Here is a 19,856-nt window from a genome sequence, read left to right on the forward strand (position 1 = left end):
ATGCTCTTTGCATGAGAGCGAAATACCCAAGCGACATCAGCCCAGAGCAATTTGAGCATGTGCGCCCTTTGCTGGAGAGCGCGCGCAAAAGCACCCGCCCGCGCACGGTGGATCTGTATGAGGTGTTCTGCGCCGTGCTGTACCTGCTGCGCACAGGTTGCCAATGGAGAGCTCTGCCGAGTGACTTTCCCAAATGGCGCACCGTACACGCCTACTTCCAGATCTGGAGCCAGCCCAATGAACAAGGCGCCAGCTTGCTGCAGCAGGCTTTAAAAAAATCAAGTTGGCGCGGCCCGCGAGAAACAGGCGCGCAACGCATGCAGCGCCTTCTTGATCGTGGACGCACAGAGCGTCAAGGGCAGTGACACCGCTGGCCACAAAGGCTATGACGCAGGCAAGAAGGTTTCAGGCATCAAACGTCACATCGCCGTCGATACCCAAGGCCTGCCCCACGCCATTGCCGTGACGACTGCAAACATCACAGACCGCCAAGGCGCACTACAGGCACTCCAGCGCTGCCAACCTGCATGCAAGCGCGTGCAAGGCCTGCTGTGTGACAGCGGCTATGTGGGCAAACCTTTTGCGCAGGGCGTGCAAGCCATTTTGGGCGGGCACGTCAACGTGCAGATCGCCAAGCGCAGTCAGTTGCACACCTTCAAGGTGATGCCCAAGCGCTGGGTTGTGGAGCGCAGCTTTGCCTGGCTGGAAAAGAACAGACGCTTGTGGAAGAACTGCGAGCGCCTGCTCAATACCAGCTTGCAGTTCATCCACTTGGCTTTCCTGGCGCTCATCCTCAAAAGATTTTGAACAGGTTCTCAGATAAGTCTGCGCAAACAATTGCCACAGTTGCGCGCTGGAGAGTTCGGTTTCGCTGGCATCGGCCGCCTGCTGCACGATGGCGCTGAATTCCACCTGCATGCGCCGCGGCATGCGCACGCCATGATCGCGTTGCAGCAAAAATGCGATGCCGCCTTTGCCCGATTGGCTGTTGACGCGCACGATGCTGTCGTAGGTGCGGCCCAGGTCTTGCGGGTCGATGGGCAGGTAGGGCACGCGCCAGGGCGCATCGGGGCGCTGGGCGGCAAAGCCTTTGGCGATGGCGTCCTGGTGCGAGCCGGAGAAAGCCGTGAAAACCAAATCGCCCACGTAAGGGTGGCGCGGGTGGATGGGCAGGGCCGTGCATTGCTCGGCGATGCGGGCCACGGCAGCGATGTCGGAAAAATCCAGCCCGGGCGCGATGCCCTGGGTGTAGAGGTTGAGCGCCAGCGTGACCAGATCGACGTTGCCGCTGCGCTCGCCATTGCCGAACAAACAGCCCTCCACGCGCTGCGCGCCCGCCAGCAGGGCCAGCTCTGCACAGGCCACGCCGGTGCCGCGATCGTTGTGCGGGTGCACGGACAGCGTGATGTGCTCGCGCCGATCCAGGCGGCGGTGCATCCATTCGATCTGATCGGCAAAGACGTTGGGCGTGCTCACTTCCACCGTGGTGGGCAGGTTGACGATCATGGGCCGCGCCGCGCTGGCATCCCAGGCGCGGATGGCGGCGTTGCACACGGCCAGGGAGACGTCCAGCTCGGCCATGCAAAAAGTCTCGGGCGAGTATTGCAGCACCCATTGCGTGTACGGCTGCTGCTCGGTCAGGCGGCGCAGCAAGGCGATGTGGCACTCGACCAGCGCGATGATGTGCGGCACATCCATGCCGAACACGACTTCGCGCCACACGGGGGCGATGGCGTTGTACAGATGCACGATGACGCGGCGCGCGCCCTGCACGCTGCGCACGGTCTGCTCGATCAAATCCTCGCGCAACTGGCACATCACCATGGGCGTGACGTCCTCAGGGATCAGGCCCTGCTCCACCAGATGGCGCACGATCTCGAAATCGGTTTGCGAGGCGGCGGGAAAGCCGATTTCAATCTCCTTGAAGCCCATGCGCACCAGTTCTTGAAACAGTTGCAGCTTGCGCTGGCGGTTCATCGGCTCGAACAGGGCCTGGTTGCCATCGCGCAAATCGGTGGACAGCCAGACGGGGGCCTGCACCAGCGTGCGCGAAGGCCATTGGCGCTCGGGCAAATCAATCGGGGCAAAAGCAGGGTATTTGGCAGCGGGGCGGGTCAGCATGGGCATATGGCGTGCAGTGGTCTGTTCATGAAGAGCAGGCACTGTAGGCAGGCGCCATCTGGCCATCTACAGAAAAACAGACAGATTCTTTTGCAAAATGGACATCTGTCTTGATCCATTGAGCCATGGGATACACCGCCCCTACCCCTGAGCGCGCCGCGCATGCACTCAATCTGCACCTGCACGAGCACAGCCCGCTGCCCGCCACCTGCGTAGCCGTGCGCTACCCCGCCGGCCACAGCGTGCCCGAGCACCAGCACGCCTGCGGGCATGTGCTGTATGCCGCTGAAGGGGTGCTGCGGGTGCAGACCCCCGCTGGGCACTGGCTGGTGCCGCCCACGGCCGCCGTCTGGCTGCGCCCGGGCGTGCCCCATCGCCTGCATACCCCTGTGGCCGTGCGCGCCTATGGCGTCTTCATTCACCCCGCGCATGGGCCAGCCCTGCCCGCGCACGACGGCGTGCTGCACGCCTCAGCCCTGCTGCGCGAGCTCATTGCCGCCCTGGCCCTGGTCGATCCAGCCCAGCCGCCCACGCCGCGCGCGCAGTTGCTGGGCCAATTGCTGGTGACGGAGCTCAACGCCGGGCCTGATGGCCACGCGGCCACGCCCAGCCGGCCCCCTCATCGCGCCCTTCATCAGCCCCTTCATCGACCCTTTCACCTGCCCTGGCCCGCCGATGCCAGGCTGGCGCGCGTCTGCGCGCAATTGCTGGCGCAGCCCGGCGACACCCGCGAGGCCGCCGCCTGGGCCGCGCAATCGGCCATGAGCGCCAAGACCTTCCAGCGGCGCTTTCTCCAGCACACCGGCCTGGGCTTTGGCCAATGGCGCCAGCAAATGCGCCTGCTGCACTCGCTGCCCCTGCTGCTGGGCGGCGCCCCCATCACCCAGGCCGCGCTGCAATCGGGCTATGGCAGCCCCAGCGCCTACACCGTGGCCTTCGGCAAACACTTTGGCTGCACGCCGTCGGAGTTCGTGGCTAGCAAACGGTGAACGCGGGGCGCTCCTAGCCACGCACAAAATGGACCGCTGCCCCTTCTGCCACCCGGTCTGGAAAGGATGGGCGTCGTGCACCGCAGGGCAGCCCTTCCCTCAAGCAGGACGCCGTATGGTTGAGCGTAGGCCGTCTATATGTTCGTGCAGGTCAGGCGAGATTTCTCGCCACATGGGGTCAAGCACGAAATCAATGCCCTCGCGCCGGGCCAGCTTGGCCGCAGGCACGAAATCGGAGTCTCCTGCGAACAAAACGATTTTTTTCGCCTGTTTTTTGAAAGCGATGGACGCAATGTCAAGCCCGATGCGCATATCAACGCCTTTTTGCCTGACGGACAGCTCGAAATCTTCATCGCTCACATCCTGCACCTGCCTTCTGCCCTTGGCCAAATCCATGGCAACGCCAGGCCGCATAGCCCACTCGACATGCGATAACGTGCCCAAGCGCAACGCCACCTTGCGCTTCTTGCGCAAGCGCTCATGCAAGGCCAAACGAAACAGCGCTTCTTCCGATTTGGAAAAGTCCACGGCCTTACGCGATTGAGGCCAATGCATTTTTTTGCTGACGGGCGGGCAGTCGTAGAAAAAAATGCGATACAGCACACTCGCGTGCCTCGCATCCTTTTCACGCAAATGGCTAAGCGCACAGCGAAAGGCCACGTCCGCCGCCCGGCTCGCGTCGTATTTGTTGTGAGGCTCAATCGCGCGAAAGCGTTTGATGAAGTAGCCCCCATCAATCAATATGGCTGTAGGCATAGAAAAATACAGGCAAAAGAAAAGCCCAGAGGTTCGGCAAATACCAAATAGGTGTATCGCGTACTGCTAAGGGCTGGATGGCGGGCGATTGTACGGGCGGACTCTTGCCTGCGCAAGCTGTCCAAAGTGATACTTTGAATGCTTCGCCTCCCAAAAACCATAAAAGAGAAACAACAATAATTTCTTTTGATTTAAAAAACCTCCTTGATGGCCACTTCTGCGAACCCTACACTCCGCCTGCCCGCGCTGGACAAGCTGCTGGCCGCGCCGCCCATGCAGGCGCTGGTCGCTACCTGGGGCACGGCCGCCTGTACCGAGGCGGCGCGCGCCTGTCTCGATGCCTTGCGCCCGGCCATGCGCGCCGGGCAACTGACCGCAGCGCAAATCACGCCCGATGCCCTGGCCGCGCAGGCCCGGCAGCATTTGCAGGCCCGCTTTGCGCCGCGCCTGCAGGCCGTCTTCAACCTCACGGGCACGGTGCTGCACACCAACCTGGGCCGCGCCCTGTTGCCCGATGAGGCCGTGCAGGCCGTGGTGCGCGCGCTGACTGCGCCGGCCAATCTGGAATACGACATCGCCAGCGGCGGCCGGGGCGACCGCGACGACTTGATCGCCCCGCTGCTGTGCGAGCTGACCGGGGCCGAGGCCGCCACCGTCGTCAACAACAACGCCGCCGCTGTGCTGCTGACGCTGCATGCGCTGGCCGCGCGCCGGGAGGTCATCGTCTCGCGCGGGGAGCTGGTGGAAATCGGCGGGGCCTTTCGCATCCCCGACATCATGTCCCGCGCGGGCGCGAAGCTGGTGGAGGTGGGCACGACCAACCGCACCCACGCGCACGACTACGCCAACGCCATCGGCCCTCGCACCGCCTTGCTGATGAAAGTGCACACCAGCAATTACGCCGTGCAGGGCTTTACCAAGGCTGTGGGCGAGGCCGAAGCCGCCACCATCGCGCGCCAGTACGGCCTGCCCCTGGCCGTGGACCTGGGCAGCGGCACGCTGGTGGACATGGCGCAATGGGGCCTGCCGCCCGAGCCCACGGTGCGCCAGACCATCGCCGCCGGGGCCGACGTCGTCACCTTCAGCGGCGACAAGCTGCTGGGCGGCCCGCAGGCCGGGCTGATCGTGGGCCGCAAGGACTTGATCGCCAAGATCAAGAAAAACCCGCTCAAGCGCGCGCTGCGCGTGGGCAAACTCACCCTGGCCGCGCTGGAGCCGGTGCTGCAGCTCTACCGCATGCCCGACTTGCTACCCCAGCGCCTGACCACGCTGCGCCTGCTCACCCGCAACCAGGCCGAAATCGCCCGCCAGGCCCAGGCGCTGCAACCGCTGCTGCAAGCCGCGCTGGGCGATGCCTGGGCCGTGCAGGCCGAGCCGGTGTTCAGCCAGATCGGCAGCGGCGCCCTGCCCGTGGACACCCTGCCCAGCTACGCCCTGGCCGTGCGCCCGGGCGCGAAAAAAGGCCGTGGCCGCCAACTGCTGCGCCTGGAAGAAGCGCTGCGCCAACTGCCCCGCCCCATCATCGGCCGCATCGCCCAGGATGCGCTGTGGCTGGACTTGCGGTGCCTGAGCGCGCAGGAGGAAGCCGCCTTCACCGCCCAACTCGCCACCTTGGGGCAGGCGCTGGGGTATGCAGCACAATTACCAATCAAAGGAAAATGAATATCAAACGAAAAATGCCGAAAACGGCATTTTTTATTTCCCTTGAAATGGAATCAAAGTTGACGAATGGCAATCGCCATGGAATCGGCTTCGCGGCGATCTCCGCCAAAGGGAATGGCCACCCAGCGGGGAGCAGAGTCGCAGGCACGCTGGTAATGGATTTCCAGAAAGGCGCGTTCGACTTCGACAGATTTCGAGCGGGATTTGCTGGCAGATTGATAGCCGTAGTGATGCCCAAAGAAATACGAGTCGCCGCCGATACCCGAGCTAAACATGGAAAACGTCCCGCCGCTATGGGTGGTCGTTGTATGAATTTCAGACTCCCTCTCGACCTTCACATCAAGGATTTCATTCGGACAGAGTACCAAGCGCTCATAGTCGCGCAAAAACATGTTGAGATACAGGGCACGCCGCTGCGTATCCACTGCAAGCATGTTTGGCCATAGGGTTTCTCCCTCTTTCCAAAAAAGCTCACGATCAGGCCGCAAACCCAGCGCTGACAATTCGCTCTTCATGTGTTTGGTGCAGGCACTTGCAAGCAATCGCGCCCAAGGCAGCAAAAAAATCAACGTCCCAAAGGACGCAAGCAACATCAAAGCGGCAAACACAATGCCCCCGACAATCAAGCCCACCAGCAAGCCCAAGGGCAACGCCCACCACCCGACATCAGGGCGAGCAGCAAAAAACACCGCGACGGCCAGCACCACTCCAAGCAGCAGGGCAAGCCCGGTGATCGCGATCAGCACCCCCCTTAGTATCTTCCCCACCCTCTTTATTTTTTTCGCCGTTTTAACCAATACCTCATCACGCCCTGCAAGCGCAGGGGGAGGGGAGAAATCGTGCATGGCTTCAACATTCCCGGTATTTCCATCGGTGCTCATGGCTGCAAGTCCTCTCACAAAATGGCATTCAAAATCGCGACGTGGCGTTCGCCCTTTCCCGCCAGGCCGCACCACATCAAAATGACGCGACGGAAATTCTAGAGCGCACCAGGCATCGCCCCTCACAGCTCCCGGCGCGCTCTGTACGACACCCGCCGCATCCCTCTCCTTTCTCCACTCCCCACACCATGATCATCGGCACCGCAGGCCACATCGACCACGGCAAAACCGCGCTAGTGCGCGCCCTCACCGGCGTGGACACCGACCGGCTGCCGGAGGAAAAAGCGCGCGGCATCTCCATCGAGCTGAGCTACGCCTATCTGCCCGTGCCGGGCACGCAGGAAGTGCTGGGCTTCATCGACGTGCCCGGGCATGAGAAATTCGTCCACACCATGGCCGCCGGGGCCGTGGGCATTGACCATGCACTGCTGGTCATCGCCGCCGACGACGGCCCCATGCCGCAAACGCGCGAGCATCTGGCCATCCTCGAACTGCTGGGCGTGCGCCAGGGCTGCGTGGCGCTGAACAAGGCCGATCGCGCCACGCCCGCGCGGCTGGCCGCCGTGCAGGCCGAGGTCGCCGCGCTGCTGCAGGGCACGCCGCTGGCGGGCGCGCCCGTCTTTGCCACCAATGCGCTGGATGCGGCGGACGCCGGGCTGGCTGCGCTGCGCGCGCATTTGCTGGATGCCGCGCAACGCTTCCCCGCCCGGCCCAGCCAGGGGCTGTTCCGCCTGGCGGTGGATCGCAGCTTCACCCTGCCGGGGCAGGGCACCATCGTCACCGGCACCGTGTTTGGCGGCAGCGTGCGCGTGGGCGATGTGCTGCGCCACAGCCCCAGCGGCCAGAGCGTGCGCGTGCGCAGCATCCACGCCCAGAACCAGCCGGCCCAAGCCGGGCACAGCGGCCAGCGCGTGGCCCTCAATCTGGCGGGCATCGAGCGCACGGCCATTGCCCGGGGCGACTGGATGGCCGAGCCGCAAGCGCTGCAAGCCACGCGCCGGCTGGACGTGCAATTGCGCGTGCTGGCCAGCCAGCCCCAGCCCATCAACCCATCGGGCCAGACTGAAGCCAACGCCACCAAGCCCATCGGCTCCTGGACCAGCGTGCACCTGCACTTGGGCACGGCCCATCGCACGGCCCACGTCGTGCCGCTGGAGGGCGCGCACATCGCCTGCGGCCAGCAGGCGCGCGCGCAGCTCGTGCTGGATGAGGAGGTCTTCGTCACCGCAGGTGACCGCTTCATCCTGCGCAATGCCCAGGCCAGCCAGACCATTGCGGGTGGCCAGGTGCTCGACCCCAACGCCCCCGAGCGCAAGCGCCGCAGCCCCGAGCGCATGGCCTATCTGGATGCCGTGCAGACCGCCATCGACACCGGCGACATCGCCCCCCTCATCGGGCAAGCCCCCTGGGGCATGGGCCGCGCGCAACTGGCGCGCCTGCTGGGGCAACCCGCCCGCAGCCTGCCCGCGCCGCCGGGCTGCATCGCCCTGGGCGCGGATGAGGCCGAACAGCTGCTGCTGGCCCCGCAGCACTGGGCCGCCCTGCAGGCCAAGGTGTGCGAGGCGCTGGCGCGCTTTCATGAGCGCACGCCCGACGAGCCGGGCGTGAACGCCGCCCGGCTGCGCCGCATGGCCCTGCCCAACCTGCCGCCCGCTGCGCCGCAAGGGGCGGATACGCTATGGCGCGGTCTGCTCGCCGCCCTGCTGGAGCAAGGCTTGCTTGCGCAGAGCGGCCCCTGGCTGCACCTGCCCAGCCACCGCGTGCAACTGAGCGCGCAGGAGGAGCAGCGCGCCGCCCAGCTGCTGCCCGCCATCGCCGCAGGGCGTTTTGATCCGCCCTGGGTGCGTGATCTGGCCCAGGCCCACCACCTGCCCGAAGACGAAGTGCGCCAACTGCTGCGCAAGCTGGCGCGCCAGGGGCGGCTGCACCAGGTCGTCAAGGATTTGTTCTACAGCCCCGAAGCCATCGACGCCCTGCTGGCCATCGCTGCCGAGCTGGCCCGCCAAAGCCCGCAGCAGGCCGTGCAGGCACGCCACTTCCGCGACGCCACCGCCCTGGGCCGCAAGCGCGCCATCCAGGTGCTGGAATACTTCGACCGCAGCGGCCACACCCGCCGCATCCGCGATGCGCACGTGCTGCGCTGATGCAGCATTGCTCCATCAAAGGCACACCCAAAGGCACATATTGGGCTGCGCTGTGCGGTGCTGAAGCCCGCAACAACCATCGGCCCGGTTTTCAGCCGCTGGCCGCGCCATAAAATTTGCCGCATGCCAAACACACCCGCAGCGCCCGCATCGCCTTTTCACACGTTTGCCCACTCCCTTCGCGCCCTGCTGCCCGGCCTGACCGTGGCCGTGGTGGTGGCGCTGGCCGCCACCTTCGTGGCCGAGCATTACGGCGGCCCCAAGTTTCTGTATGCGCTCTTGATTGGCATTTCGCTGCATTTCCTCTCCGAGCATGGCCGCTGCCAGGCGGGCATCGAGTTCGCGGCCAAGAAGCTGGTGCGCTTTGGCGTGGCGCTGCTGGGCGCGCGCATTGCCCTGGCCGACGTGAGCGCGCTGGGCGGCTGGGGCGTGGCGGCGCTGGCGGGCGCGGTGGTGCTGACCATCGGCTTTGGCCTGCTCATGGCGCGTCTGTTGGCGCAGCCCACGGTGTTCGGCCTGATCTCCGGCGGGGCCACGGGCATTTGCGGCATTTCGGCGGCCATGGCCATCTCGGCCACGCTGCCGCAGACCGAGGACAACGAGCGCTACACGCTGATGACGGCCATTGGCGTGGCGGCGCTGTCCACCGTGGTGATGGTGCTGTACCCGCTGCTGGTGCAATGGGCCGGCTGGCCGGTGCCGCTGGGGGGGCTGTTTCTGGGCGGCTCCATCCACGACGTGGCGCAGGTGGTGGGCGCGGGCAACATCGTCTCGCCCGAGGTGGCGCAGGCGGCCACGCTGGCCAAGATGATGCGCGTGGCCATGCTGGTGCCCGTGGTGCTGGTGTTGGCGCTCATCTTCCGCGACGAAGTGGCGGCCTTTGCCCGCGCCGGGGGCAAGCAAGCCAGCCGCCCGCCGCTGCTGCCGCTGTTTTTGCTGGTGTTCGTAGCGCTGGTGGTGGTCAACAGCCTGGGCTGGATTCCCGCGCCCGTGCAGGCGGCGGCGGGTGGCGCCTCGCAATGGGCGCTGGTGATTTCCATCGCAGCGCTGGGGGTGAAAACCTCGTTCCAGAAAATCCTGGCGCTGGGCTGGCGGCCGGTGGCGTTGCTGGTGAGCGAGACGCTGTTCGTGGCGCTGTTCATGCTGGCGGTGGTGGCGCTGCTGACGCGTTGAGAGTTTTTTGAGGACTGGCCCCGACACAAAAAAAGCCACCGACGAAGGTGGCTTTTTTGGGTGTGTATCAGCCGCATCAAGCGCCATCAAGCACGAGAAATTCAGGCCATTTCAGCGCAGCAGAGGCACGCCCGTTTTTTCCTGGATTTCTTCAAACGTCACGCCATCGGCCAATTCGATCAGTTTGAGGCCTTCTGGCGTCACATCCATCACGCCCAGGTCGGTGATGATGCGGTCCACCACGCCCACACCGGTCAGCGGCAGCGTGCACTGGGGCAGGATTTTCAAATCGGTAGTGCCGTCTTTCTTGCGCGCCACATGCTCCATCAACACGATAACGCGGCCTACGCCAGCAACCAGATCCATGGCGCCGCCCATGCCTTTGACCATCTTGCCGGGGATCATCCAGTTGGCCAGATCGCCCTTATCCGTCACCTGCATCGCGCCGAGGATGGAAAGATTGATCTTGCCGCCACGAATCATGGCAAACGATTCATGGCTGCCGAAAATGCTGCTGCCTTTGATGGTGGTGACGGTTTGCTTGCCGGCATTGATGAGGTCGGCATCCACTTCGTCCTCATAGGGGAAGGGGCCGATGCCCAGCATGCCGTTTTCCGATTGCAGCCACACTTCCACGTGGTCAGGGACGTGGTTAGCCACCAGGGTGGGGATGCCGATACCGAGGTTGACGTAAAAGCCGTCTTGCAGTTCTTTGGCCGCACGTGCGGCCATCTGGTCTTGAGTCCAGGCCATTTGCTGATGTCTCCTTGTCAAACTTTGCGGTCGCGTGTGGTGCGCTTTTCGATACGCTTTTCGGGGGTGGGGTTGTGCACGATGCGATGCACGTAGATGCCAGGCAGGTGCACGTCATCCGGGGCAATCTCGCCAGTGGCAACAATGCGCTCGACTTCCACAATGCAAATCTTGCCGGCCATCGCAACGGCGGGATTGAAGTTACGTGCGGTCAGGTTGAAGCGCAGATTGCCGCTGCGGTCGGCAATGTCGGCTTTGACAAGCGAAATTTCCGGGAAAAGCGCATGCTCCATCACATAGGTGTGGCCGTTGAATTCGCGCAGCTCCTTGCCCTCAGCCACCAGCGTGCCAACGCCTGTGCGGGTATAGAAAGCGGGAATGCCTGCCCCGCCAGCGCGCAGCTTTTCGGCCAGCGTGCCTTGTGGCGTGAACTCCAGCTCCAGTTCTCCGGCGAGATATTGGCGCTCAAACTCCTTGTTTTCGCCCACATAGCTGGAAATCATTTTTTTGATTTGACGCGTCTCCAGCAATTTACCCAAGCCGAAGCCGTCCACACCGGCGTTGTTGGAAATGACGGTGAGATCTTTCACACCGGTGGCTTGCAATGCGTCAATCAGCGCCTCGGGAATGCCGCACAGGCCAAAGCCGCCAACCGCCAAGGTCTGGCCGTTGGCCACCAGCCCTTTAAGGGCTTCCGCGGCCGAAGGATAGATTTTGTTCAAGGGATATCTCCTGTGTTGTCTCGGTAGGAATGCGATGGGCCTCACGATGCGGTAGCGCCCGCCAAGCAAGGCGGGCGCTACCATAGCATGCGCGGTGACAAGGCCCGATGGGCCAGCCATAAAAGGTTCAAAAGGTCGCGTTTCTGGCTGCTCTGGCATCTTCCATCGCTCGCCAAACTTTCAGAGCATCCACAGTCGCAGCCACATCGTGCACACGCACAACGCGTGCACCCTGCTGCACAGCCAGGACCGCCGCTGCCACACTGGCCGATTGGCGCTGCCCTACTTCACGCCCCGTAACGGCCCCCAATGAAGACTTGCGCGACCACCCAACCAGCCAGCTCAAGCCTAGCGGCTGCCAGTCCTGCTGGACTGCCAATAAAGCGAAGTTCTGCTGCACGGTTTTGCCAAAGCCAATACCGGGATCGAGCACGATGCGCTGACGCGCCACGCCTTCGTTCAGCAGCGCCTGCATGCGCTCCTGCAAAAATGCCAGCACTTGGCTGGGCACGTCGCCATGCATAGGGGCGAGTTGCATGGTTTGCGGCTCTCCATGCATGTGCATCAGGCATACGCCACATTGCGGGTGACGCGCGACCACCTCTACCGCGCCAGGTTGACGCAAGGCCCATACGTCGTTAATGATGTCCGCGCCCAAATCCAGCGCCGCACGCATGGTGTCTGCTTTGTAGGTGTCCACAGAGATGGGCACACCCCATTGGACCAGCTCTCTCAACACGGGTTGCATGCGCCGCCACTCCTCCTCCTGAGGGACTACAGCACTGCCTGGGCGCGTAGATTCCGCCCCCACATCCAAAATAGCCGCACCTTCTTCGAGCAAGCGCTCGGCGTGCTGCAACGCAGCGCGCGCGTCTGCATGCACACCGCCATCGGAAAACGAATCGGGCGTGACATTGATAATGCCCATTACCTGCGGCAGCTCCAGTGCGATCTCGTAGCGCGCCGTACGCCATGTACACCGTGGTGACGCATCGTGAGCGCGTTGCGCCAAAAGCCTCGACGGGTCTGTAGTTGCTTGCATGCTGTGTGATCCATAAAAAACGGGGCTGCAAGCCCCGTTGTAGTGACAAGGGAAGACTCGGCAAAAGCCTATCCTCTAGCCATCATGCCGCAGTTGGCGCCGGATCGGTCTTGGCTTCTGGAGTACCACCGCTGCTGCTGTCGCCGCCAGATGGTGTGCGCGGCGTGAAATCCTTGGGCGGACGCGGCTCCCGCCCCTCCATGATGTCCACAACCTGCTCGCGCCCGATGGTTTCCCAGGTCATGAGCGCCTGCATCATGGCTTCCATCTTGTCGCGGTTCTCTTCCAGAATTTTTTGGGCAACAGCGTATTGCTCGTCCAGAATGCGGCGAATTTCCGCATCCACACGCTGCTGCGTCGCTTCACTAATCGTTGTGGTTTTGGTGACACTGCGGCCCAAGAAGACTTCGCCTTCGTTTTCCGCATAAACCATTGGCCCCATTTCCGGACTCATGCCATAGCGGGTCACCATGTCACGCGCGATTTTGGTCGCACGCTCGTAATCGTTAGAGGCGCCGGTAGAAATCTTCTTAACGAACAAGTCCTCAGCAATACGCCCGCCAAACAAGATGCTGATTTGATTGAGCATCTGGTCGAAATACATGCTGTGCGAATCACGCTCGGGCAATTGCCAAGTCACCCCCAGGGCGCGACCGCGCGGCATGATGGTCACTTTGTGCACCGGATCGGTGCCAGGCAGCACCTCCGCCACAATGGCATGGCCCGCTTCATGGTATGCAGTGGCACGCTTTTCTTCTTCGGTCATGACCATGCTGGCGCGCTCAGGCCCCATATAGATCTTGTCCTTGGCTTTTTCAAAATCCTGCATTTCAACCACGCGGGCATTGCGGCGCGCAGCCATCAAGGCCGCTTCATTGCAAAGGTTGGCCAAATCAGCGCCACTCATGCCAGGTGTGCCACGGGCAATGATGGTGGGGCTGACGTCCTGCCCAATGGGGATTTTGCGCATGTGCACATTCAGGATTTGCTCACGCCCACGAATGTCGGGCAAGGTCACGTAGACCTGACGGTCGAAACGGCCTGGACGCAACAAGGCGGAATCCAGAATATCGGGGCGGTTGGTGGCGGCGACCACAATCACGCCAAGGTTGGTTTCAAAACCATCCATTTCCACCAACATCTGGTTCAGCGTTTGCTCTCGCTCATCATTGCCACCGCCCAGACCTGCGCCACGCTGGCGGCCCACGGCATCAATTTCATCGATGAAGATGATGCAGGGGGCATTTTTCTTGGCGTTTTCAAACATATCGCGCACGCGCGCGGCACCCACGCCAACAAACATCTCTACGAAGTCAGAGCCTGAAATGCTGAAAAACGGCACTTTGGCTTCGCCTGCGATGGATTTAGCCAACAACGTCTTACCCGTGCCAGGGGGGCCAACCAACAGCAAACCACGTGGGATACGCCCCCCCAAACGCTGGAATTTCTGCGGGTCTTTCAGGAAGTCAACTACCTCCTTGACCTCTTCCTTGGCTTCATCACAACCTGCCACATCGGCGAACGTGACGGTATTGTTGCCTTCATCCAGCATGCGCGCCTTGCTTTTGCCAAAGCTGAAAGCGCCACCTTTGCCGCCGCCTTGCATTTGACGCATGAAGTAAATCCATACGCCAATGAGCAACAGCATAGGCCCCCAGCTGATAAGCAAAGACCCCAATAAAGAACGTTGTTCACGCTCCTTGATATTGAACTTGACATCGGCATTGAGCATGTCGTTGATCAAGTTGCGGTCCAGAAAGGTGCCTGTAGTGCGAATGCGTGAGCCATCGACGGCTTTGGCAATGATCTCCACACTACCCGAGCCCATTTCCTGCACTTCCGCTTCCTGAATTTCGCGGTTTTGCACCATGGAAATGAATTCAGAATAAGGCTTTTGCTGCGAATTGGCGCCCATGCCTGTGTCGAACTGTTTGAACACGGTAAACAGAACGGCAATGAGCACCAGAAACGGCACTGCCTTGGTAAGCCATTGGTTGTTCAAGCTACTTGCTCCTGAAAACGGCGCATCAAAAGGTTGAGCGCCTCAGAGATTGAATGACGTGGGAAGCCCCGACAAATCACCACTGCCTACCCGTTTCGCAATGGTAATTGGCCAGGAAGTGCGGACGATTCTATGCCTTTCAAGCAATACACAGTGTCTGAAAGGCTTTCCGTGCCCAAGGGACATTGGGCAAAGCCGGAAGCAGAGAATGCACTTGAGGGCTGAGCAATAATATGGCCCAAATTATGCTTGCTTCCCATCACCCTGCCCCCCCCTCCCCTGACGAACGCATTGGCGTGTTGCTGTGCAACCTGGGCACTCCCGATGCTCCCACGCCTGCCGCTGTCAAACGCTATCTGACGCAATTTCTCAGCGACCGCCGTATCGTCCAGTTACCGCCGCTGCTCTGGCAACCTATCTTGCGTATGCTGGTGCTGCCCCGCCGCAAAAAAGCTTCTGCAGAAAAGTACCAGAAAATCTGGACGGAAGAAGGCTCCCCGCTGCTGGTGCATACACGCAAACAGGCGCTCATGCTCAAAGGCTGGTTAGGCGAGGCGGGAATGCGCGGCATTGAAGTGGAAGCTGGTATGCGCTACGGCAATCCCAGTATTGCCGCGCAGTTGGAGCGCTGGCGCGCGCAGCATATCCGTCACATTCTGATCGTGCCGCTCTATCCTCAGTATTCAGCGACGACAACCGCCAGCGTGGAAGATGCTGTCAACGCCTGGGCCCAAACCCAACCGCAAGCCCCCACATTCAAGCTCATCTCCCATTACCCCGCTGACGCCGGTTACTTGAACGCCCTGGAACACAGCGTGCGGCAGCATTGGATGACGCACGGACGCGCCGAGCAATTGGTGATGAGCTTTCACGGCATTCCGCAGCGCAACGTCGAGCAGGGCGACCCCTACCAACAGCAATGCTTGCAAACAGCCCAAGCCCTGGCGCAACGTTTGGGTTTAACGGCTGAGCAGTACTGCGCCACCTTTCAATCGCGTTTTGGGCGCCTGCCCTGGATCAAACCCTACACACAACCCACGCTGGAAGCGTTGGCGCGCCAAGGCGTGAAAACGGTGGATGTCATCTGCCCAGGCTTTGCCAGCGACTGTATCGAAACCCTGGAGGAAATCGATATGGAGGTGCGCCAGGCCTTTCTCGACCAAGGCGGCCACGAATTCCGTTACATCCCCTGCCTCAATGAACGCCCCGAGTGGATTTCGGCGCTGCGTGATTTGGTCATACACCATTTGCGAGAGTGGCGACAGCCGTAGGACTTGCACGCTTCAATCGGGCAGGTCTTGCTTGCGCTCTTTTTTGCCAAAGGCAGTGCTACTGGGGTGATGGCCTTTGCATGACCAAGGACAGCAGCAAGGCCTGCACAGCGATCAACGCCGTATACGTCGCCATCCGGCCATCCTCGCCAGTCCACACCAGGCCGGCCAGCAGCACGGTGCTGCCCAGCAAGCCGCCCGCCAGAGCGCAAACCCACCAACGCATGCGCCACTGCCTGCGCCTGAACACCAGCCGCGCCAACCCTGTGGAGAGCACAGCCACGCCCCAGGCTGGCGCCAACAAGGCCAGCAAATGCGCGACAAAAGCAGAAGCAGCCATCACACAATCAATCTATTTCAAAGGAAAATCTGCTTCAATACAGAATTGCCGAAACAAGTTAAAATTTTTTCCTATTGATATACAAAATCACAAGCGACGCAGCCCCCGAATCAGGCGCTGCGTATGCAAGTCCCCACCCAGGAAATGCGCAAACGCTGCACGCAATTGGGGCTTGATATCCGCCACGCCAGCATCCACGGCCTTCATGCATTCCAGTAAAGCCTGCGGGGAGGCCAAGGCCCGCTCGATCGCCAACCACTGCGCGCCGCTCAAGCTGCGCCGCCCGTCTGTGACGGCATGCAACCCCACCTCGGGGATTAGCGCATAGCGCCTTTGCTCCTGCAAGGGCTGCTGATCCACGGTTTGGCAGGCCAAATCGGGCAGCATGCCCAACTGCCGCAAGAGCACCAGCTCAAACGCGCGCAGCAGCGTCTCCAAAGCCTGCCCCGGCGCCTGGGCCAGCGCATGCAAAGTGGCCATATACGCATCAAAAACCGCCGCATGCGGCTCGCTGCGCACCAGCATGCGCATCAGCAATTCATTGAGATACATCCCCGCCAACAACGCCTCACCACGAGGCGCTGCCGGACCGCCAGCGCGCTCCACACCACGAATAGCCCCGATCTCCCCGCCCTCCCCTTCGGCGTAGGAGTAATCGACACGCAGCAATTGCAACGGCAACAACAACGCTCGGAAATTGGACGTGGGCTTTTTGGCCCCTTTAGCCACCAGCGTCACGCGCCCCTTTTCACGCGTGAACAGCTCCGCGATCACGCTGGATTCACTGCAGGGATATTGGTGCAGCACAAACGCATGGTGCTGAGAAGCGCGCCGCAGTTGGCGCGCGGGCGGCGCATGGGCCTTGCTTCTGGATGCGCGGGAAGGGCTGGATCCCTTAACCTGCCCTTCAGTCGGCCAGGCAAAGGCATCCCCATCATTCATAGCCGTAAGCGCGCAGACGCGAGGCGTCGTCCGACCAGCCCGAGCGCACCTTCACCCATAGCTCGATAAACACCTTGGCATCAAGCAGTTTTTCCAATTCTTGGCGCGCCTCCGTGCCGATGCGTTTGAGGCGTTCACCGCGCTCACCAATCACCATCGCCTTATGGCTGTCCCGCTCAACCACGATGCTTGCCGCAATCCGCACCATGCGGTTGGCCGTTTTTCCCGGCTCTTCGGTAAAGGTGTCAATCAGCACCGTCGAGGTATAGGGCAACTCATCGCCCGTCAGGCGAAACAGTTTTTCGCGAATGATCTCCGAGGCCAGAAAACGCTCGCTTTTATCCGTCAGCTCATCCTCGGCGTACCACCAATCCTGCTCAGGCAAATAAGGCCTGCAAACCTCCAGCAAGTGCGCCACATCCTTGGGGTTTTTCGCCGAAATAGGCACAAACTCCGCAAAGTCATGCCGCTCCTGCATGGATTTAAGCCAAGGCGCCAGCTCCGAGCGCCTATGCAAAACGTCCAGCTTGTTGGCAACCAAAATCGTCGGCAGGCGCCCTTCAAAAAGGGAAAGCACTTGGGCATCTTTCAGCGAAAAATTGCCCGCCTCCACGACGAACAACACCAAATCCACATCACCCACCGTTCCTACAACGGCCTTATTCAGCGACTTATTCAACGCCGATAAATGTTTGGTCTGAAAGCCCGGGGTATCCACGAAAACATACTGCGTATCCCCTACAGAGCGTATCCCCGTGATGCGGTGGCGCGTTGTCTGCGCTTTACGCGATGTAATGCTGATTTTCTCGCCCACTAAAGCATTCAGCAGTGTGGACTTGCCCACATTCGGTCGCCCCACAATGGCAATCAAACCGCACCGCACGGGCCCCGCCCCTTGCTCAGTGGACGCCGCCTTCTCGCCCGGGCCTTGCTGAAAAGATGGTTGATTCATTTCTTCTTTCCTTTCCCCTTCATTCGATGGGAACGCCCTTCAAGCTCCAAAGCTTTCAACACCCCGGCCGCAGCCTGCTGCTCTGCCGCTTTACGGGAAACACCCTTACCCGTAGCGCTTAGCTTCACAGAACTCACCCGGCAGAGCACCACAAAAATTTGTTGATGGTCTTGCCCCTGCACTTCCTGCAGCTCGTATTCAGGCAAAGCCATGCGGCGCGCTTGCAGCCATTCCTGCAACTGGGTTTTTGCATCCTTGGCTTTGACCTGTGCGGTCGAAGACAGATCCACATCCCGGAAGCAGTGCGCAACCCATTGCTGCGCCCAAACCAAACCCCCTTCGAGATAAATCGCGCCAATCAATGCCTCAAATGCATCCGCCAGCGTTGAAGGGCGCAAATGGCCTTCCGTTTTACGCTCCCCTTCGCCCATCAACAACGCATCTTGCAAACCCAAACGCAACGCAATGCCATGCAAAGACTGTTCACACACCAAATTGGCCCGCGTGCGTGAAAGTTCCCCTTCGCTTGCCCGTGGCAAGCGCTCCATCAACCAATGGGAAATACAAAGGTTCAATACCGCATCACCTAGAAACTCTAGCCGTTCATTATGCGTACTTGAATAACTACGGTGGGTACAGGCCTGTTTAAGACGGGCACTGGCAACATTCAGTTGCGGCAAAACCTCGCGCAACGAAGAAATTAGTAGAGCAGACACAAATTTATTTAGAACTGGCGTGAAGCTTATAAGTCAAATAGGCAGGCCCCACCAAGGGGATTTCACGCACATAATCCACATTAACAACAACTTGATCGTTTTGCTTTGAAACCTGCAAATCTTTGGAGGAAACAGGATCCGAGTACTGATCCAAATACTCAACGCTTGCAACTCGATCGTAAATTTGACGAATCTCCAAAACCGTATTTCCGGCAGAAGCCTGCTTCAAAACACGCTTAATTGCCAAATACTCAGTCATCACAGGAACCGACTTAAAAACCACATATCCCGCAAAAACCAAAACCGCCGCCAACAAGCACAAGCTAATAAAGGTCATGCCGCGCTGGCGAGAAGCCAAATTTAACGCACCGCTTCGAGAAGACAGCATTTTCATGATCACCCCAAAAAATCAAAAGATTAATTTATTTTCCCAATGCGCCCAAGGTCGGATACATTCATCCAAACCGCCACAGCACGACCCACGATATTCTCTTCCGGAACAAACCCCCAAGCTCGCGAATCAGCCGAATTATCACGGTTATCACCCATCACAAAGAAGTGACCTTTAGGCACGCGGCATGTCACACCTTCTATGCTGTAATCACAGTCCTCACGAAACTTCTTGAACGACTCGTAAGGCACCAGTCCAGGCTCAACGTGAGGATTATTCAACACTTCGTAGGAATGCCCCCCTAAGTTTTCCTCCCAACGCTTCGCATGACGCATCGAATCACGGTCGAAATAGTCAGGTTGAGGAACCGTATTAACGGATTGACCATTAACCGTCAGCTTCTTATTGAGATAACTCACGGTATCACCCGGCACTCCAATCACACGTTTAATGTAATCCTTGCGTGGGTCTGGCGGATAACGAAACACCATCACCTCTCCACGTCCAGGCTCGCGCCCTTGTGTCAGCTTCGCATTCCAAACAGGCATCCGCAAGCCATAGGTGAATTTATCCACCAAAATCAAATCACCCACCAGCAAAGTAGGAATCATAGAGCCGGAAGGAATGCGGAAAGGCTCATACGCAAATGAGCGCAGCACAAAAACCGCCGCTATGACAGGAAACAGCCCGGCCGTCCAATCCAGCCACCAAGGCTGTCGCATCACATTTCTTGCTGCACTTTTAATATCAATTTCTTCAACCGCAACACCCTGAGCCTCCAAGGCCTTTTGACGCGCTGTCAATTTCTCAACCAACGCATCCGCCTGGCGCTTTCGGCGTGGCTGAAAATAAATCTTCTCAGCAACCCAATAAGCGCCCGTAACAACCGTTGCCAACAACAAAAGCAATGGAAAGTTACCCTCTATACGCCCCATCAGCCACAAAGCAATATAACCAACCACCAAAGCCAGTTGCACGCCAGTGAATACAGCAATAAAT

General features: G+C 60.4%; 18 protein-coding genes and 1 pseudogene. 6 read left to right on the forward strand and 13 right to left on the reverse strand.

What is annotated here, in order from left to right; translation table 11 throughout:
• Window positions 1-11 precede the first annotated feature (11 nt).
• Window positions 12-807, forward strand: a protein-coding gene (locus tag EBQ26_RS00215; protein WP_122237022.1) for an IS5 family transposase whose coding sequence is annotated in 2 segments (ribosomal slippage) — window positions 12-274 and window positions 273-807 — 798 coding nt in all. Because the reading frame shifts where the segments join, the coding sequence is not laid out codon by codon here.
• A 9-nt stretch (window positions 808-816) separates the two neighbouring features.
• Here the strand turns inward: EBQ26_RS00215 and EBQ26_RS00220 are convergent.
• Window positions 817-2,121 (reverse strand): annotated as a pseudogene (locus tag EBQ26_RS00220) (2-isopropylmalate synthase); the annotation flags it as partial.
• A 125-nt stretch (window positions 2,122-2,246) separates the two neighbouring features.
• Here EBQ26_RS00220 and EBQ26_RS00225 point away from each other — a divergent pair.
• Window positions 2,247-3,110 carry an AraC family transcriptional regulator gene (locus tag EBQ26_RS00225; protein ID WP_122237023.1) on the forward strand — a complete coding sequence of 288 codons (864 nt, stop codon included), beginning with the start codon at window positions 2,247-2,249 and terminating at the stop codon, window positions 3,108-3,110.
• Window positions 3,111-3,209: 99 nt separating this feature from the next.
• Here EBQ26_RS00225 and EBQ26_RS00230 read toward each other — a convergent pair whose 3' ends face one another.
• On the reverse strand, window positions 3,210-3,866 hold the full coding sequence (locus tag EBQ26_RS00230; protein ID WP_122237024.1) for an NYN domain-containing protein: 657 nt from the start codon (window positions 3,864-3,866) through the stop codon (window positions 3,210-3,212).
• A 207-nt stretch (window positions 3,867-4,073) separates the two neighbouring features.
• Between EBQ26_RS00230 and selA the strand changes: the two genes are divergently transcribed.
• Complete coding sequence (gene selA, locus EBQ26_RS00235; RefSeq protein WP_122237025.1) at window positions 4,074-5,528, forward strand: L-seryl-tRNA(Sec) selenium transferase; 1,455 nt, start codon at window positions 4,074-4,076, stop codon at window positions 5,526-5,528.
• Between the two features lie 53 nt (window positions 5,529-5,581).
• Here the strand turns inward: selA and EBQ26_RS00240 are convergent, their stop codons facing one another.
• A complete protein-coding gene (locus EBQ26_RS00240) occupies window positions 5,582-6,409 on the reverse strand; it encodes a hypothetical protein (protein WP_122237026.1) in 828 nt (275 codons plus the stop codon).
• Between the two features lie 188 nt (window positions 6,410-6,597).
• Between EBQ26_RS00240 and selB the strand changes: the two genes are divergently transcribed.
• Together selB and EBQ26_RS00250 are read left to right on the forward strand one after the other, a co-directional pair.
• Entirely contained in the window at window positions 6,598-8,553 is a 1,956-nt protein-coding gene (gene selB, locus EBQ26_RS00245; RefSeq protein ID WP_122237027.1) for a selenocysteine-specific translation elongation factor, read from the forward strand.
• A 123-nt stretch (window positions 8,554-8,676) separates the two neighbouring features.
• On the forward strand, window positions 8,677-9,726 hold the full coding sequence (locus EBQ26_RS00250) for a YeiH family protein (protein ID WP_122237028.1): 1,050 nt from the start codon (window positions 8,677-8,679) through the stop codon (window positions 9,724-9,726).
• Between the two features lie 111 nt (window positions 9,727-9,837).
• On the opposite strand, the gene EBQ26_RS00255 is transcribed toward EBQ26_RS00250, so the two are convergent.
• The 4 genes from EBQ26_RS00255 to ftsH all read right to left on the reverse strand — a co-directional run bounded on the left by EBQ26_RS00255 (window position 9,838) and on the right by ftsH (window position 14,245).
• Window positions 9,838-10,479, reverse strand: a complete 642-nt coding sequence (locus EBQ26_RS00255) for a CoA transferase subunit B (protein ID WP_122237029.1) — start codon at window positions 10,477-10,479, stop codon at window positions 9,838-9,840.
• 17 nt (window positions 10,480-10,496) lie between these two features.
• Window positions 10,497-11,201: a CoA transferase subunit A gene (locus EBQ26_RS00260; RefSeq protein ID WP_122237030.1), complete on the reverse strand. Its 705-nt coding sequence runs from the start codon at window positions 11,199-11,201 to the stop codon at window positions 10,497-10,499.
• Between the two features lie 127 nt (window positions 11,202-11,328).
• Window positions 11,329-12,129 (reverse strand): dihydropteroate synthase, encoded by an 801-nt coding sequence (gene folP / locus EBQ26_RS00265; RefSeq protein ID WP_238944032.1) that lies wholly within the window; start codon window positions 12,127-12,129, stop codon window positions 11,329-11,331.
• 196 nt (window positions 12,130-12,325) lie between these two features.
• Window positions 12,326-14,245, reverse strand: coding sequence for an ATP-dependent zinc metalloprotease FtsH (ftsH, locus tag EBQ26_RS00270; RefSeq protein ID WP_122237032.1), 1,920 nt, complete (start codon window positions 14,243-14,245; stop codon window positions 12,326-12,328).
• Between the two features lie 245 nt (window positions 14,246-14,490).
• Between ftsH and hemH the strand changes: the two genes are divergently transcribed.
• Window positions 14,491-15,516 (forward strand): ferrochelatase, encoded by a 1,026-nt coding sequence (gene hemH / locus EBQ26_RS00275; protein WP_122237263.1) that lies wholly within the window; start codon window positions 14,491-14,493, stop codon window positions 15,514-15,516.
• A 58-nt stretch (window positions 15,517-15,574) separates the two neighbouring features.
• Here the strand turns inward: hemH and EBQ26_RS00280 are convergent, their stop codons facing one another.
• The 6 genes from EBQ26_RS00280 to lepB form a co-directional block, all read right to left on the reverse strand.
• A complete protein-coding gene (locus tag EBQ26_RS00280) occupies window positions 15,575-15,856 on the reverse strand; it encodes a hypothetical protein (protein WP_122237033.1) in 282 nt (93 codons plus the stop codon).
• Between the two features lie 87 nt (window positions 15,857-15,943).
• Window positions 15,944-16,693, reverse strand: a complete 750-nt coding sequence (gene recO, locus EBQ26_RS00285) for a DNA repair protein RecO (protein ID WP_390614155.1) — start codon at window positions 16,691-16,693, stop codon at window positions 15,944-15,946.
• A gap of 97 nt (window positions 16,694-16,790) precedes the next feature.
• Window positions 16,791-17,750, reverse strand: a complete 960-nt coding sequence (gene era, locus EBQ26_RS00290; protein WP_122237035.1) for a GTPase Era — start codon at window positions 17,748-17,750, stop codon at window positions 16,791-16,793.
• Window positions 17,747-18,466: a ribonuclease III gene (gene rnc, locus EBQ26_RS00295; protein ID WP_122237036.1), complete on the reverse strand. Its 720-nt coding sequence runs from the start codon at window positions 18,464-18,466 to the stop codon at window positions 17,747-17,749. Before rnc ends, era begins: the two co-directional genes overlap by 4 nt.
• A 4-nt stretch (window positions 18,467-18,470) precedes the next feature.
• Window positions 18,471-18,860 (reverse strand): DUF4845 domain-containing protein, encoded by a 390-nt coding sequence (locus tag EBQ26_RS00300; RefSeq protein ID WP_122237037.1) that lies wholly within the window; start codon window positions 18,858-18,860, stop codon window positions 18,471-18,473.
• A 23-nt stretch (window positions 18,861-18,883) separates the two neighbouring features.
• The gene (gene lepB / locus EBQ26_RS00305; RefSeq protein ID WP_122237264.1) at window positions 18,884-19,792 is read right to left on the reverse strand and encodes a signal peptidase I; all 909 of its coding nucleotides are present in this window, start codon (window positions 19,790-19,792) and stop codon (window positions 18,884-18,886) included.
• Window positions 19,793-19,856: the final 64 nt, after the last annotated feature.

It is taken from the genome of Allofranklinella schreckenbergeri, from assembly GCF_003703475.1.
Lineage (GTDB): Bacteria > Pseudomonadota > Gammaproteobacteria > Burkholderiales > Burkholderiaceae_C > Lampropedia > Lampropedia schreckenbergeri.

What these genes read in the sequence shown, in the direction of transcription:
- EBQ26_RS00225 (WP_122237023.1), top strand. Translation starts at nt 2,247, where the DNA reads ATGGGATACACCGCCCCTACCCCTGAGCGCGCCGCGCATGCACTCAAT.
- EBQ26_RS00230 (WP_122237024.1), bottom strand. Translation starts at nt 3,866, where the DNA reads ATGCCTACAGCCATATTGATTGATGGGGGCTACTTCATCAAACGCTTT.
- selA (WP_122237025.1), top strand. Translation starts at nt 4,074, where the DNA reads ATGGCCACTTCTGCGAACCCTACACTCCGCCTGCCCGCGCTGGACAAG.
- EBQ26_RS00240 (WP_122237026.1), bottom strand. Translation starts at nt 6,409, where the DNA reads ATGAGCACCGATGGAAATACCGGGAATGTTGAAGCCATGCACGATTTC.
- selB (WP_122237027.1), top strand. Translation starts at nt 6,598, where the DNA reads ATGATCATCGGCACCGCAGGCCACATCGACCACGGCAAAACCGCGCTA.
- EBQ26_RS00250 (WP_122237028.1), top strand. Translation starts at nt 8,677, where the DNA reads ATGCCAAACACACCCGCAGCGCCCGCATCGCCTTTTCACACGTTTGCC.
- EBQ26_RS00255 (WP_122237029.1), bottom strand. Translation starts at nt 10,479, where the DNA reads ATGGCCTGGACTCAAGACCAGATGGCCGCACGTGCGGCCAAAGAACTG.
- folP (WP_238944032.1), bottom strand. Translation starts at nt 12,129, where the DNA reads ATGGGCATTATCAATGTCACGCCCGATTCGTTTTCCGATGGCGGTGTG.
- hemH (WP_122237263.1), top strand. Translation starts at nt 14,491, where the DNA reads ATGCTTGCTTCCCATCACCCTGCCCCCCCCTCCCCTGACGAACGCATT.
- EBQ26_RS00280 (WP_122237033.1), bottom strand. Translation starts at nt 15,856, where the DNA reads ATGGCTGCTTCTGCTTTTGTCGCGCATTTGCTGGCCTTGTTGGCGCCA.
- era (WP_122237035.1), bottom strand. Translation starts at nt 17,750, where the DNA reads ATGAATCAACCATCTTTTCAGCAAGGCCCGGGCGAGAAGGCGGCGTCC.
- EBQ26_RS00300 (WP_122237037.1), bottom strand. Translation starts at nt 18,860, where the DNA reads ATGAAAATGCTGTCTTCTCGAAGCGGTGCGTTAAATTTGGCTTCTCGC.
- lepB (WP_122237264.1), bottom strand. Translation starts at nt 19,792, where the DNA reads ATGGGGCGTATAGAGGGTAACTTTCCATTGCTTTTGTTGTTGGCAACG.